We start from the raw sequence: 14498 nt of genomic DNA on the forward strand, positions 1-14498 counted from the left end.
GGCATTTGTTCAAAAGTACTTTTCCCAATGGCCCCTAATGTCGGGTTAAAGTGCTTTTTTTGTTAGTCTTTTAAATCATTTTCAATATGATTGTCAATACCGAGATTGAAAAAAGGGGCAATCTTTACCCCAACCACATTGTTGATTTTAAGCAGGATAATGATAAACTGTACTTTACGACCCAAAATGGAGTGATCCTGGAGCTCACCATTTTGAGGGATAGCATGGTTCGTTTTAGGTATGCGACCGAACATGTTTTTGAACCGGACTTCTCCTATGCGGTAAGTGAGAACGTTATCACCGGATATAATAGGCTTGAAGTTGAGGATGAAATTTCAGAATATACCATCGAGACCGCTAAAATTCGAATTCACATTGATAAAACCACCCTTAAAGTTCTACTAATGGATTTGGAAGGGAATCCAATCAATGAGGATGACAGTGGTTTTCACTGGGAGGAGAATTATGATTATGGTGGCAACGTGGTGAAAATGACCAAGGTTACCCAAACCGGGGAAAGCTTTTATGGTATGGGGGATAAAGCCTCACATACCAATTTAAAGGGAAAAAGGGTTTCCAATTGGGTAACGGACTCCTATGCCTATGGAAAAGACCAGGAACCATTGTACAAGGCCATTCCATTTTATGTGGGACTGCACAACGATCTGGCCTATGGAATCTTTTTTGACAACTCTTTTGGGACCTATTTCGATTTTGCCCATGAGCGCAGAAACCTGACCAGTTTCTGGGCGGATGGTGGCGAAATGAACTACTACTTTTTCTACGGCCCCAAAATTTCACAGGTTGTGGAGGCGTATACCGATTTAACGGGAGTGCCTGAATTGCCGCCTATGTGGGCCTTGGGCTACCATCAATCCAAATGGAGCTATTACCCGGAAAAAAGGGTAAAGCAACTGGCATCAAACTTTAGGAAATATAGAATCCCGTGCGATGCCATTTACTTGGATATTGACTATATGGATGGCTTTCGCTGTTTTACCTGGAACCACAGACGTTTTCCAGATCCAAAAAAAATGATTGAGGAATTGGAGGAGGATGGATTCAAGACCGTAACCATGATCGATCCCGGGTTAAAGATAGATCGGGACTATTGGGTCTACCGACAGGCAATGGAACAGGACTATTTTTGCAAACGGGCAGATGGACCCCATTTTAAAGGAAAGGTCTGGCCAGGGGAATGTAAATTCCCGGATTTTACCAATCCTGAAGTTAGGGAATGGTGGGCCGGTCTATACAAGGAAATGATAGCGGAAATGGGAGTGCACGGTGTTTGGAACGATATGAACGAACCTGCCGTTATGGAAGTCCCGACCAAGACAGCAAACTTGGATGTAAGGCATGATTATGATGGCCATCCCTGTAGCCATAGAAAAGCCCATAACGTTTACGGTATGCAAATGGTACGGGCCACCTACAATGGTTTAAAGAAGTATACTTTTCCCAAAAGGCCTTTTGTGTTGACCAGGGCCGCTTATGCTGGTACACAGCGTTATTCCGCCACATGGACAGGGGACAATGTTGCTACTTGGGAACATCTTTGGATAGCTAATGTACAGATGCAGCGTATGTGCATGAGCGGATATTCATTTGTAGGTTCCGATATAGGTGGGTTTGCCGAGCAACCTAATGGGGAACTGTTCGCAAGATGGATACAACTTGGCGTATTCCATCCTTTTTGTAGGGTACATTCCAGTGGTGATCATGGAGATCAAGAGCCATGGTCATTTGGGGATGAGATTACCGAAATCGTGAGGAAATTCATTGAGCTACGCTACCAATTGCTCCCCTATCTGTACACTACCTTTTACAATTATGTGACCAATGGGGTGCCTATGCTTCAATCCTTGGTGTATTATGATCAAGAGGATACACAAACCCATTTCAGGACCGATGAGTTCCTTTTTGGGGAACATATTTTGGTCTGTCCTGTTCAAGAACCCAATGCCCAGGGCCGTAGAATGTATATCCCCAAAGGGAAATGGTACAATTACTGGACCGAGGAAATTGTGAATGGCAAAGTTGAAAAGTGGGTTGCGGCCCCATTGGACAAAATCCCACTATTTATTAAAGAGGGGGCCATAATTCCTAAATACCCAGTTCAACAGTATGTTGGCGAAAAAGACATAAAGGAATTAAAGGTTGATGTGTATTATAAGGAAGGCACGGAAAAATCCACCATCTATGAAGATCAACTTGAGGGGTTTGACCATAAAAAGGGCCGTTACAGCCTACGTAATTTTAGACTAAGGGGAAAAGCCAACGAATTGATCATACAGCAATTTAAGGATGGTAGCTTTACTACTTCCTACGATACCCTTAAAATCCAGTTTCATGGACTTCCCTTTAAAATTTCGAGGATAGAGGTGGATAATGAGGAGGTGGACCTGAAATCAGTGAAATTTGATGGAAAGGCCAGTATGGAAGTAAGCAAAGAGACTACGGAACTTCATGTTTTTGGACCTTAATTTTTCGTAACTTGAAAATAGAAACACGATAAATTACCACTATGAAAAAATTAGTATTGACACTATTGGTTTTCATGGTTGCAATGGCCTGTAAAACCAACCCGTTTACGGGAAAGAAGATGCTCAATTTTTACGGAAACAGACAAATATTTCCAATGGCCTTTGCCCAATACGACCAATTTCTTTCCGAGAACAACGTCATTACGGGAACGGATGAGGCCCGAATGATAACGGAAGTTGGACAGCGCATTTCCTCTGCGGCCGAACGTTGGCTGGATGCCAATGGGTATCCCGGCTACCTTAAGGATTATCAATGGGAATATAATTTGGTGAAAGATGAAACGGTAAATGCGTGGTGTATGCCCGGTGGTAAAATCGTTTTTTATACCGGTATTCTGCCCATTACCCAAACAGAAACCGGGGTTGCCGTGGTAATGGGACATGAGGTGGCCCATGCCTTGGCCGATCATGGTGCCCAACGGATGAGTGCCGGTACTTTGCAACAAATAGGTGCCGTAGGTGCGGCAATTGCGACCAGCGGAGAATCCGCGGAAACCCAAAATGCCTTTATGCAGGCCTATGGGATAGGATCCAACGTCCTGGGTATGCTGCCGTTTAGCCGAAGCCATGAAACAGAGGCAGATTTAATTGGGCTTCAGATCATGGCCATAGCTGGCTATAATCCCGATGAAGCCGCCAAACTGTGGCAAAGGATGAAAGCAAAATCCGGAGGACAGGCCCCACCCGAGTTCTTGAGCACGCATCCATCCAATGATACCAGGATAAGTAATTTGACGGCATGGGCCCCTCAGGCCAAACAAGAAGCCGCCAAATTTGGGGTCACATCGTTCAAATAAATTGAAATTTATAAAGTTTTAAATACAAAAGCTGTCCAATTCCGACAGCTTTTCTATTTTTAGGGAATGGCAAAAGTGTTGGCGATAAAGGGTAATAAAAAGCTTTTGAATGCATGGGCTTTTTATGATTGGGCCAATTCCGTATATAGCCTTGTTATTTCCTCTGCCATTTTCCCAATTTTTTATGGGGCGTTATTTAGGTCTGCGGGCGTAGAAAAGGTTCTGGTATTTGGTGGTGAGATAGCGCGTGCACCGCTCATAAGTTATGTGACCTCCGCCGCTTTTGTATTTATCGCCATCATAACACCATTGGTGTCCGGAATTGCGGATTATCTGGGAAACAAAAAAGTATTCCTTAAGTTCTTTTGCTATTTGGGGGCGGCTTCCTGTATAGGCCTGTATTGGTTTTCATTGGAAAACATCTATTTGGGGCTGGTTTGCTATTTTTTTGGTCTGGTTGGGTTTTGGGTGAGTTTTGCCATCAATAATTCCTATTTGCCGGACATTGCCTTCCCGGAGCAGCAAGATAGGATAAGTGCCAAGGGTTTTTCCTTAGGTTATATAGGCAGTGTGTTGCTACTGTTGATCAATCTGGCCATGGTCATGAAACCATCCCTTTTTGGCATTTTGGACAGCGCCGGTGAAGTTGCCGAAATTACGGCCATGAAGTATTCATTTGTGACCGTGGGCATATGGTGGATATTATTTAGCCAATATACTTTTAAACACCTTCCAAAAGGATATAAAAGGGAAGGGGAACGTACCAATATTGTGTTGAATGGTTTTCTTGAATTAAAATCCGTTTGGCAACAATTGGGTGCTGAGACCAAATTGAAACGTTATTTGGGCGCCTTTTTCGTTTACAGTATGGCCGTACAGACCATTATGCTGATTGCCACATATTTTGGTGAGGAGGAAATTGATTGGGGAACGGACAATGAGCGGACCACGGGACTTATTATAAGCATTTTGGTGATACAACTTGTCGCAATTTTTGGTGCTACTTTCACTGCCAGGGCCTCCAAAAAGTTCGGGAACATCCAAACCCTTATTACCATTAATATTTTTTGGCTGGCACTATGTGTTTATGCCTATTTTCTGAAGACCCCAATGGATTTTTATATTGCAGCGGGTTTAGTGGGGATTGTCATGGGCGGTATCCAGGCGCTATCGCGATCCACATATTCCAAATTTCTTCCGGAAACGACGGATACCACTTCGTTTTTTAGTTTTTATGACGTTTCAGAAAAAATAGGGATTATTATTGGGACCTTTCTTTACGGTTTTGTGGCGCAGGTTACTGGAAGTATGCGAAATGCGGCCATTTTTCTTGGGGTTTTCTTTTTGATCGGTGCTTTTCTTTTGACCAGGGTAAATAAAAAACCCTGATGTTGATCAGGGCTTTTATCTTAACTGTATGGGTCGTTTTTTGATTTTTAATAACTTGAAATGTCCCCCGAACCGGAGCTTTTGGTATCAATCTTTTTTGGGTTTCCTTTGTAACTGATATCCCCCGAACCGGAAACACGTGCTTTTAGCATTTCCTTTGCCGTGACCTTAATGTCCGCTGAACCGGATACTTGGGCATCCACAAAATCAGCTTCCAGGTCATAAGCCCTAATATCTCCGGAACCTGAAACGGATACCTCAAAATCCGTGGCCCTTCCGGATAGGTTCATATCCCCTGAACCGGACATTGAAGCATCCACACTTGCGGCTTCAATTTCCAAGGAAATATCACCGGAACCTGAGATTGAAGTCCTAAAACGATTGGATTTCAATACGGTTTTCCCAACAATATCACCAGATCCCGATAAGGATACACCATCCACATTTTCAACGGGAACGGTAATTAATATTCCATCATTCCAATTGGAAGGCTTCAAATTGATGCCCCTTTTTTGTTTGATGGTCAATTTGCCATCCTTAACCTCGGTCTTGATATATTCCAATAGATTTTCCTCCCCCTTAAGGGTCAGTTGTCCTTCGGTACCATCCACAAGTTCCACATCGAACCAACCTGCAAGTGCTACATAGTCATATTCCCCCACGGAACGTTCAATGGTCACGGTTTTCCCATTTCCCTTAACGCGTTTCCATTGGGCGCTGGATAAGGTAACTGTTAGTATGGCCAAAACAATTGTTAGTGCTTTTTTCATGATCTCTATTTTTTGATTGTTTAATTAGTAGCTCGAAATATTTCCGGAACCGGCGGATTTACTGTCTATTTTAGTGGGATTTCCTTTGTAGGTAATGTCTCCGGAACCCGAAACCCTTGCTTTTATTTCTTCTTTGGCGGTAACGTTCAACTTGCCCGATCCCGCAACATTGGCCGTAACGTAATCCGCTGTAAGGTCAAAAGCATCAATATCTGCAGAACCGGCAACTGAAACGGTAAAGGTATTTGCAGAACCGGATAGATCCATATCACCTGAGCCCGAGAGCGAGGCTTTTAAGTCTGAGGCTTCCACCGCAAGTGTAATATCACCCGATCCGGCAACAGAGGCTTTGAACGTATCTGCCTTAATGGTGGTTTTCGAAATTACATTACCTGATCCTGCGGAGCTCACAGCGCTGATGTCCTCAATGGGGATGGTCACTTCAATGCCATTCCTCCATTTGGAAGATGATAAATTCACGCCTTTTTCTTTTTTGATGGTCAGTTTCCCGTTTTTCACCTCGGTTTCTATGTATTCCAAAAGGTTTTCCTCTCCTTTTAGCGTAATCTTTCCTTCCTTTCCGGATACCAGGATTACATCAAACCAACCTGCGGACGCAATGGCATCATATTCACCAACATTACGTTCTATGGTGACTACATTTCCATTTCCCCTTATTTTCTTTTTGTTCCATTGTGCCGTTGCCAGTATGGAGAACAATACCAGGCTTAACGTTAATATCCTTTTCATTTTAGTTGTTATTTAGCTTTGATTTTTAGTTTCTATAAAAAGTGACCCCACCGTATTCACTATTGATGTTCACGGTATTTCCGGAATTGGGTTTGCCATAATACCCTTTATAATAGCGTTCACTGGATTTTTCCTTACTGATGTTCATTTCAAAATCATCCTTGCCACTTACTCCGGCGTATTCCGTTGAAATTTCAAAGTCAAAGTAATAGCCATCCGCATACCCAATTTTGATGCCCGTATAATCCGAACGTATATTCAGGTCCCCGGCATTTGCGGTCATTTGATCAATTTTTATGGAACCATAATCTGCCGTTATGCTAACATCCCCATTGACCTTGCCCAGCTTAATACCAATGTAATCCCCATTACCGGATACACTTCCCACACTGCCCACCTCCATAGAACCGTAATCCGAGGTGTAGTTAAGGTCTTTCATCTCTTGCACAACCGCATTGGTATAATCCGCATTTACTTTTAGATTACCTGCTTTTTCTACGGTAAATCCGGAGTAATCCGCTATAATTTCACCACTATTGATGTACTCAAAAGTGGAACGTGAAGTATAATCAAAACGCAACTCGTTATTCCTCCCACGAAGCTGTCCAATCTTCATTTTTCCATAGTCACAGTTTATTTTGGCATGGCCATCTACCCTGTCCAGATAGATATTGCCATAATCATTGGAAAGGCTTATACTATTTTTTACCGGCAACTTAATCGTATAGTTTACCTGTATGCTTACATTGTTCCGTTTTCCCCATTTCCATCCCCAATTTCTGCCACGGTCGCCAAATCGGGTCATGGCGGACACCATACTGGGGGTATTTTCAAAATCAACATCGATTTCGTCCAGACGGTCCTGTACCTTTTCTTCGTTATTGCCATTGGTTTTAATGTGCACCTCTATCATCACCTTGTCTTGGTCCCAAGAGGTGAGGTTAAGGTTGCCATAGCTGTTTTTAACTTTTAAAAGTGCATCGGAGTTGACCGCAAACTCCTTTTTTATGGTTTTTTCCTTGGTATATTTTCCTTTCATTCCACCTCCACCGGACATCGCGGTAGCGACAAAGGGGAGAAGGGTAAAGGTTAGACCTATATATTTAAATAGTAAAGTTCGCATCATCTTGTGGTTTTAAATTTTTTATGGTTTCTACGTTGGCTAAAACTTCTTTTAATAGTTCAATGCGTATTTGGAAATTGTTGATCATGGCATTCAAGATCATTTTGCTGTTGCCTCCATTTACCAATTCTTGCTCCAAAGCCTCATAATCCGACTCCAATTCACCCAATTTTAAAAGGGCGTCGTCTACCAATTTTGCAGTTTCGGGAGACTTTTCCTGCCTTAGCAATTGAACTTGCTCTTCTATTAGATTGGCAAAATAGAACTCGGTTTCTGATACTTCCGGTGCAATTTCCACAACCTGTTCCTTGATAGAGGGTCCTGTGCGGGTTAATTGCAGTCCCAAAACACAGATCAAAGCAATGGACGCCGCAATGGACAAAGGCTTCCACCAATTTCTTTTCCTGGAAATGGAAACAACCCCATGCGCCTGGTTCATTTTTTCCAAAAAGCGTTCCTGATGTCCAACTCTGGGTTCTTCAAAATCAAAATCTCCCTGGAGTCTTTCAAAAAGGTTTTCTAAATTGTCTTTTTTCATAACTAAACGTTTACAGCTAGCTTTTTCCGTAGGCTTTCTTTTGCCCTTGAGATCGTTGTCCTACAATTGGCATAGCTTATGTCCATAATTTGACTGATTTCTTCGTAATCATACCCCTCAATTAAGTTTAAGGTCAAAGAAACTCTGTAATTATCTTTTAAACTGTTCATGGTTTCCATCACTTTTTGAGCCTTCAGTTCTGTGTAACCACTTTCGTCCAAAGCAACCGCATCATTATCTTCGACCTTGTACATTATTTCGTCCAAATCCGCAGTCTTGTTTTTTTGCTGCTTTCGATAATGATAAATACTGTTGTTGATGACGATTCTTTTTAACCAGGCTCCAAAGGTTACATCCCCTTTAAATGTTTTAAGTTTGGTAAAAGCATTTAAAAACGACTCTTGCATTACGTCCTCGGCCTCCGCTGTGTGTTTTACTATTCTTAATGCTGTGTTGTACATAGCTTTATAGTAACGGTTATAAATCTCCATCTGTGCACGTTGCTTGCCTTCAAGACATTGCTGCAACAATGCATCAATATTTTCATTTTGGTGGCTCAAAAGGTGAATGGTTTGTCTTATAGATGGTGAAATTTAACAACTGTTACACTTTTCTGGAATTTTTTTTAAGCCTATGGCATAGGAATTGCTCACTACGTAGGGGTAGTTTCCCCAGTAATTATTGTAAAAATCTGTAAATCAGTACATTTTTAGTTTGATGTTGGTTGCTTTTGGGGTTTATGGATTTCGTATTAATGACAGAATGACCGAAAAGAAATTATGAGTACTATAAAATTTAAAAGTCTGGACAATATGTCGCTTCAGGGATTGGAAGAGGATGCGGAATTGATCCCATTATTGACCCCCGAGGACGAAGAAGAAATGAATAGGGAAAACCTTCCCGAAACATTGCCCATTTTACCGTTGCGCAACACGGTACTTTTTCCAGGGGTGGTGATCCCCATAACCGCTGGAAGGGATAAATCCATTAATCTGATCAAGGATGCCAACAACGGATCCAAGGTGATTGGAGTGGTGTCCCAAAAAGACGAAAGTGTTGAGAACCCTACGGTAAAGGACATTAATTCCCTGGGTACCGTTGCAAGGATATTACGGGTACTTCAAATGCCCGATGGCAATACCACGGTTATTATTCAAGGAAAGAAACGATTTGAAATTTCTGAGGTCATCACGGAGAAACCCTATATGACCGCAACCATCCGCGAGGCTCATGAGACCCGACCGGACCAAAATGACGAGGAGTTTTTGGCCATAATTGATTCCATAAAGGAACTGGCCTATCAAATTATAAAGGATAATCCCAATATACCCAGCGAGGCCACTTTTGCCATAAAGAATATCCAAAGCAATTCTTTCCTGATCAACTTTGTTTCTTCCAACCTAAACCTTGATGTGGAGGAAAAACAAAAGCTTTTGGAAATTCCGGACCTTCAGGAACGGGCACTGGCCACTTTAAAGTACATGAACCTGGAACTTCAAAAATTGGAATTGAAGAACGACATTCAATCCAAGGTGAGAAGTGATATGGACCAACAACAGCGGGAATACTTCCTTCATCAGCAGATGAAGACCATTCAGGAAGAGCTGGGGGTGATGTCCTATGAAGAGGAGTTCGAGGAAATGCACAAAAGGGCCAAAAAGAAGAAATGGGACAAGAAGGTCAAGGAACATTTCACCAAGGAACTGGCCAAAATGCAGCGCATGAACCCACAGGTTGCGGAATATTCCATTCAACGGAATTATTTGGACCTATTCCTGGACCTTCCATGGAATGAATACTCCAAGGACAAGTTTGACCTTAAGCGTGCGCAAAAGATATTGGATAGGGATCATTACGGATTGGAGGATGTAAAACGAAGGATTGTGGAATACCTGGCCGTATTGAAGCTTAGAAACGATATGAAATCCCCCATCCTCTGTCTTTATGGCCCTCCCGGAGTAGGGAAGACCTCTTTGGGAAAATCGGTTGCGGAGGCGCTCGGAAGGGAGTATGTGCGGATGTCGTTGGGAGGACTTAGGGATGAGGCCGAAATCCGTGGCCACCGAAAGACCTATATTGGTGCGATGCCGGGCCGTATTGTACAAAGCATAAAAAAAGCGGGCACTTCCAATCCGGTATTTATTTTGGATGAGATAGATAAGTTGAGCAATAGTCATCAAGGGGATCCATCTTCGGCCATGCTGGAGGTATTGGACCCTGAACAGAACAATGAGTTCTATGACAACTTTTTGGAAATGGGTTATGATCTGTCCAAGGTAATGTTCATAGCAACCGCCAATAATCTGGGTACCATTCAACCTGCACTTCGCGATAGGATGGAAATCATTAATGTGACCGGGTATACGATCGAAGAGAAGGTTGAAATTGCTAAAAAACATTTGTTGCCCAAGCAATTGAAGGAACACGGCCTGTCCTCCACACACCTGAAAATAGGCAAACCACAATTGGAAAAAATTGTAGAGGGTTACACCAGGGAATCCGGGGTTAGGACCCTGGAGAAACAATTGGCCAAGATGGTACGTTACGCCGCCAAAAACATTGCAACCGATGAGGAATATGAGGTAAAGGTCACCAATCAGGTAATTGAAGATGTTCTGGGACCACCACGTTTGGAGCGTGACAAGTATGAGAATAATCAGGTGGCCGGTGTAGTTACCGGATTGGCATGGACCAGTGTTGGCGGGGATATCCTATTTATTGAATCTATTCTATCAAAAGGAAAGGGTTTGCTCAATATTACCGGTAATCTGGGCAAGGTGATGAAGGAATCCGCAACAATTGCCATGGAATACATCAAATCCAATGCGGAAAGCTTTGGGATAGACCCGGACGTTTTTGAGCAATACAATGTACATATCCATGTTCCTGAGGGTGCTACTCCAAAAGATGGGCCCAGTGCGGGGATTACCATGTTGACCTCCCTGGTTTCCCTGTTCACCCAACGTAAGGTAAAGAAGAGTTTGGCCATGACCGGAGAGATTACCCTTAGGGGAAAAGTACTTCCCGTTGGTGGAATCAAAGAAAAAATCCTTGCGGCAAAACGGGCCAAGATAAAGGAAATCATCTTATGTGAGGAGAATAGAAAGGACATCCAGGAAATTAAGGAGGAATACCTAAAAGGATTGACCTTTCATTATGTATCCGATATGAGTGAGGTCATAGAAATTGCCATAACCAAACAGCAGGTGAAAAACGCCAAAAAATTATAATTTTAGCCGGTTAATTGCGGTCTTTTTTCGATTTATGGGTAAAATCATCATTGCGATAGATGGTCATTCCTCCACAGGGAAGAGTACGGTTGCCAAACGTTTGGCAGAAGCTTTGGACTATCTTTATGTGGATACGGGAGCCATGTACAGGGCGGTAACCCTATTTGCCCTGGAAAATGGGCTCATAGATGATTCCCAACAAAATTTTGAAGGCTTAAAATCACATTTGGACGACCTTGATGTTTCGTTCCAAAGGAATCCAGAAACGGGCCAATTTCAAATTCATTTGAACAACGAGAATGTTGAAAACAGGATACGGACGCTGGATGTTTCCCAACAAGTGAGCAAAATTGCCGCAATTCCCGAAGTACGCGAAAAGCTGGTGGAGCAACAGCAGAGGATGGGTGTGGGGAAAGGAATGGTCATGGATGGTAGGGATATTGGTACCGTGGTTTTTCCCAAGGCGGAGCTTAAATTATTTATGACCGCATCGGCGGAAAAAAGGGCGCAGCGTCGTTATAAGGAATTAGTGGAAAGGGGAGAAGAGGTAACCTACGATGAGGTGCTGAAAAATGTACAGGAAAGGGATCATCTCGATTCCACCAGGGAAACATCACCATTACGGAAGGCCGGGGATGCCATAGTGTTTGACAACAGCGATATGGGCCTGGACGAGCAGTTTGAACGTGTGCTATGCTTGGCACAACAAGTCATGGAAAAGGGATTGTAAAAAGGCGCCAATTGGCGCCTTTTACCGTAATTCCGAGTTTCTTACAGGTTGGGGATCACCAAAACCTGATCGGGATGGATTACATCCGGATTCTTTAATTGATCGGTATTGGCCTCAAAGATTTTGTTATACTTCATGGCATCGCCATAATAGTGTTTTGCAATCTTGCTCAGGGATTCACCACTTTTTACGGTATGCCTGTGGTAAACGGAATCATCTGCAACGGTAATATTTGCCTTAATGTCAGCAGGGCTTTCGCCACCCAATTCCTTGATCTTATCCCAAATCACATTCTTTTCATATGGGGTAGCTGCTTGGCCTTTAACTTTTAAAACGCCGGCCTCTTCAGAAACATCGCCTCCTTGGATGCCCAATTCCTGACCTAGATCCAATACGGCTTGATATTTTGCTTTTACACTCATAATGTACTCTTTTACTTTAATGGTTACTATTACGAAACAAGATAGGTATAAAAGTCACATTTCGGCCTAAATATTCTTTAAGACTTGTTTAAATAACCACGCTTCAAAGTAAAGGTTTGTTTAACAAAGGAATTCATTGTATTTTTGCACTCCTTTTTTGGCACATGCAGGAGAAAAAAGGAATTAGAAACATAACAATCACTTCCACACCAGTGCCTAACTCTTGTAACCGTGTGGGATACAAATTCAAATCAGCACATGGCTGAAGAAAAAAAAGCCGCTGAAGTAGTTGAGGAAACTACAACGGCAACCCAGGAAGCTAACGAAACTACTACGGAAGTTAGCGAAACTGCAGAGACAGTAAAAGAGGAAACCCCAAAACAGGACCCCAAAGAGTTTTTAGAAAATTTTGACTGGGACAAGTACGAAGAGGGTATTGAAAAGGTAGATGACAGCAAACTAAGTGAGTTCGAGAAACTTGTTGCCGAAAACTTTGTGGATACGGCCGATGAGGAAGTAGTTGAAGGAACCGTTGTGCACATGACGGACCGCGAGGCCATCATCGATATCAATGCAAAATCCGAGGGGGTCATTTCCCTAAATGAGTTCCGTTACAACCCAGATTTAAAGGTAGGTGATAAGGTTGAGGTCCTTATTGACATCAGGGAAGATAAAACGGGCCAATTGGTGCTTTCACACAGAAAAGCTAGGACCATTATGGCTTGGGACCGTGTGAATGCAGCCCATGACAAAGAAGAAATTGTTACCGGTTTTGTGAAATGTAGGACCAAAGGAGGTATGATTGTGGATGTCTTTGGCATTGAAGCATTCCTTCCCGGTTCCCAGATAGATGTAAAACCAATCCGGGACTATGACCAGTATGTAGGTAAGACCATGGAGTTCAAGGTGGTGAAAATAAACCATGAATTCAAAAATGTGGTAGTTTCCCACAAAGCACTGATTGAAGCCGATATTGAAGAGCAGAAGAAGGAAATCATCGGTCAATTGGAGAAAGGACAAGTTCTGGAAGGCGTTGTGAAAAACGTTACCTCTTATGGGGTGTTCATCGATCTTGGAGGGGTTGATGGACTTATCCATATCACGGACCTTTCCTGGAGTCGTATCAACCATCCAAACGAGGTTGTGGAACTAGATCAAAAATTGAATGTTGTAATCCTTGATTTTGATGATAACAAGTCAAGAATCCAATTGGGTCTTAAACAGTTGGAGAAACATCCATGGGATGCCCTTGGAGATAACATCAATATTGGTGACAAAGTAAAAGGTAAGGTTGTGGTTATTGCTGATTACGGAGCCTTTATTGAAGTTGCCGAAGGTGTAGAAGGATTAATCCACGTATCGGAAATGTCCTGGTCAACGCATCTAAGATCTGCCCAGGATTTTGTTAATGTTGGAGATGAAGTAGAGGCCGTTGTCCTTACGTTGGATAGGGAAGAGCGCAAGATGTCATTGGGTATTAAGCAATTGACCCCCGATCCATGGACAGACATCACCTCAAAATATCCTGTTGGTTCCAGACACAAAGGTATTGTGAGGAACTTCACCAATTTTGGTGTATTTGTTGAAATGGAGGAAGGTATTGATGGTTTGATCTATATATCCGATCTCTCTTGGACCAAAAAGATCAAGCACCCATCCGAGTTTGTAAATGTTAGTGACACTTTGGAGGTCGAAGTCCTTGAGTTGGATGTGGAAGGTAGGAAGTTGAGTTTGGGACACAAGCAAACCACTGAAAATCCATGGGACAAATACGCTACCGAATTTGGAGAAGGGACAGTGCATAAAGCCAATGTAACTGATATTGTGGACAAAGGAGCCACTGTTGTATTGAATGAGGATATTACGGCTTTTGTACCTTCAAGACATATGGAGAAAGAGGATGGTAACAGGATCAAAAAAGGAGAGGAAGTAGAATTCAAGATCATTGAGTTCAACAAAGACTTCAAACGAGTGGTTGCCAGCCATACTGCTATTTTTAGGGAGCAGGAAGAACGTAATGTAAGGTCCGCCAAAAAGAAAATGGCAGCTGCAGCAGATGAGGCGGCACCCACGCTAGGTGATGCCAATGCGCAGTTACAGGCCCTTAAGGATAAGATGGAAGCAGATGCTAAGAAGAAATGATCTCTTTCCTAAGATGTAATGAAAAGAGGTCGTCTAGAAAGTAATTTTTAGGCGACTTTTT

The 14498-nt window shown here is 42.7% G+C and carries 12 protein-coding genes; 6 read left to right on the forward strand and 6 right to left on the reverse strand.

The genetic code is table 11. The features are described 5' to 3' along the window. Window positions 1-86: 86 nt before the first annotated feature. The 3 genes from L0P88_RS17135 to L0P88_RS17145 all read left to right on the forward strand — a co-directional run bounded on the left by L0P88_RS17135 (window position 87) and on the right by L0P88_RS17145 (window position 4732). Window positions 87-2486: a glycoside hydrolase family 31 protein gene (locus L0P88_RS17135; protein ID WP_247131142.1), complete on the forward strand. Its 2400-nt coding sequence runs from the start codon at window positions 87-89 to the stop codon at window positions 2484-2486. 41 nt (window positions 2487-2527) lie between these two features. Next, window positions 2528-3343 carry a M48 family metallopeptidase gene (locus tag L0P88_RS17140; RefSeq protein WP_247131143.1) on the forward strand — a complete coding sequence of 272 codons (816 nt, stop codon included), beginning with the start codon at window positions 2528-2530 and terminating at the stop codon, window positions 3341-3343. 66 nt (window positions 3344-3409) lie between these two features. Continuing rightward, window positions 3410-4732: an MFS transporter gene (locus L0P88_RS17145; RefSeq protein ID WP_247131144.1), complete on the forward strand. Its 1323-nt coding sequence runs from the start codon at window positions 3410-3412 to the stop codon at window positions 4730-4732. Between the two features lie 47 nt (window positions 4733-4779). Here L0P88_RS17145 and L0P88_RS17150 read toward each other — a convergent pair whose 3' ends face one another. Genes L0P88_RS17150 through L0P88_RS17170 form a run of 5 tightly spaced genes read right to left on the reverse strand, consistent with a single transcriptional unit; the run spans window position 4780 to window position 8473 of the window. After that, on the reverse strand, window positions 4780-5502 hold the full coding sequence (locus tag L0P88_RS17150; RefSeq protein WP_247131145.1) for a head GIN domain-containing protein: 723 nt from the start codon (window positions 5500-5502) through the stop codon (window positions 4780-4782). Window positions 5503-5526: 24 nt separating this feature from the next. Further along, window positions 5527-6252 carry a head GIN domain-containing protein gene (locus L0P88_RS17155; RefSeq protein ID WP_247131146.1) on the reverse strand — a complete coding sequence of 242 codons (726 nt, stop codon included), beginning with the start codon at window positions 6250-6252 and terminating at the stop codon, window positions 5527-5529. A gap of 25 nt (window positions 6253-6277) precedes the next feature. Beyond that, window positions 6278-7375 carry a hypothetical protein gene (locus L0P88_RS17160; RefSeq protein ID WP_247134886.1) on the reverse strand — a complete coding sequence of 366 codons (1098 nt, stop codon included), beginning with the start codon at window positions 7373-7375 and terminating at the stop codon, window positions 6278-6280. Next, window positions 7356-7913 carry a hypothetical protein gene (locus tag L0P88_RS17165; RefSeq protein ID WP_247131147.1) on the reverse strand — a complete coding sequence of 186 codons (558 nt, stop codon included), beginning with the start codon at window positions 7911-7913 and terminating at the stop codon, window positions 7356-7358. The genes L0P88_RS17160 and L0P88_RS17165 overlap by 20 nt, the downstream gene beginning before the upstream one ends. A 2-nt stretch (window positions 7914-7915) precedes the next feature. After that, complete coding sequence (locus L0P88_RS17170) at window positions 7916-8473, reverse strand: RNA polymerase sigma factor (RefSeq protein WP_158777114.1); 558 nt, start codon at window positions 8471-8473, stop codon at window positions 7916-7918. A 219-nt stretch (window positions 8474-8692) separates the two neighbouring features. On the opposite strand from L0P88_RS17170, the gene lon reads away from it, so the two are divergent. Both lon and cmk read left to right on the forward strand, forming a co-directional pair. Next, complete coding sequence (gene lon, locus L0P88_RS17175) at window positions 8693-11143, forward strand: endopeptidase La (RefSeq protein ID WP_247131148.1); 2451 nt, start codon at window positions 8693-8695, stop codon at window positions 11141-11143. A gap of 34 nt (window positions 11144-11177) precedes the next feature. Continuing rightward, window positions 11178-11873, forward strand: coding sequence for a (d)CMP kinase (gene cmk, locus L0P88_RS17180; protein WP_247131149.1), 696 nt, complete (start codon window positions 11178-11180; stop codon window positions 11871-11873). Window positions 11874-11914: 41 nt separating this feature from the next. Here the strand turns inward: cmk and L0P88_RS17185 are convergent, their stop codons facing one another. Next, complete coding sequence (locus tag L0P88_RS17185; RefSeq protein WP_247131150.1) at window positions 11915-12295, reverse strand: LysM peptidoglycan-binding domain-containing protein; 381 nt, start codon at window positions 12293-12295, stop codon at window positions 11915-11917. A gap of 258 nt (window positions 12296-12553) precedes the next feature. On the opposite strand from L0P88_RS17185, the gene rpsA reads away from it, so the two are divergent. Further along, window positions 12554-14437, forward strand: coding sequence for a 30S ribosomal protein S1 (gene rpsA, locus L0P88_RS17190; RefSeq protein WP_247131151.1), 1884 nt, complete (start codon window positions 12554-12556; stop codon window positions 14435-14437). Window positions 14438-14498 lie beyond the last annotated feature (61 nt).

This window comes from Muricauda sp. SCSIO 64092, from assembly GCF_023016285.1.
Taxonomy (GTDB): domain Bacteria; phylum Bacteroidota; class Bacteroidia; order Flavobacteriales; family Flavobacteriaceae; genus Croceivirga.

Bases quoted from the DNA above. Each gene is read 5' to 3' on its own strand.
- L0P88_RS17145 (WP_247131144.1), top strand. From the start codon at position 3,410: ATGGCAAAAGTGTTGGCGATAAAGGGTAATAAAAAGCTTTTGAATGCA.
- cmk (WP_247131149.1), top strand. From the start codon at position 11,178: ATGGGTAAAATCATCATTGCGATAGATGGTCATTCCTCCACAGGGAAG.
- L0P88_RS17165 (WP_247131147.1), bottom strand. From the start codon at position 7,913: ATGAAAAAAGACAATTTAGAAAACCTTTTTGAAAGACTCCAGGGAGAT.
- L0P88_RS17135 (WP_247131142.1), top strand. From the start codon at position 87: ATGATTGTCAATACCGAGATTGAAAAAAGGGGCAATCTTTACCCCAAC.
- L0P88_RS17140 (WP_247131143.1), top strand. From the start codon at position 2,528: ATGAAAAAATTAGTATTGACACTATTGGTTTTCATGGTTGCAATGGCC.
- lon (WP_247131148.1), top strand. From the start codon at position 8,693: ATGAGTACTATAAAATTTAAAAGTCTGGACAATATGTCGCTTCAGGGA.
- rpsA (WP_247131151.1), top strand. From the start codon at position 12,554: ATGGCTGAAGAAAAAAAAGCCGCTGAAGTAGTTGAGGAAACTACAACG.
- L0P88_RS17160 (WP_247134886.1), bottom strand. From the start codon at position 7,375: ATGCGAACTTTACTATTTAAATATATAGGTCTAACCTTTACCCTTCTC.
- L0P88_RS17185 (WP_247131150.1), bottom strand. From the start codon at position 12,295: ATGAGTGTAAAAGCAAAATATCAAGCCGTATTGGATCTAGGTCAGGAA.
- L0P88_RS17150 (WP_247131145.1), bottom strand. From the start codon at position 5,502: ATGAAAAAAGCACTAACAATTGTTTTGGCCATACTAACAGTTACCTTA.
- L0P88_RS17155 (WP_247131146.1), bottom strand. From the start codon at position 6,252: ATGAAAAGGATATTAACGTTAAGCCTGGTATTGTTCTCCATACTGGCA.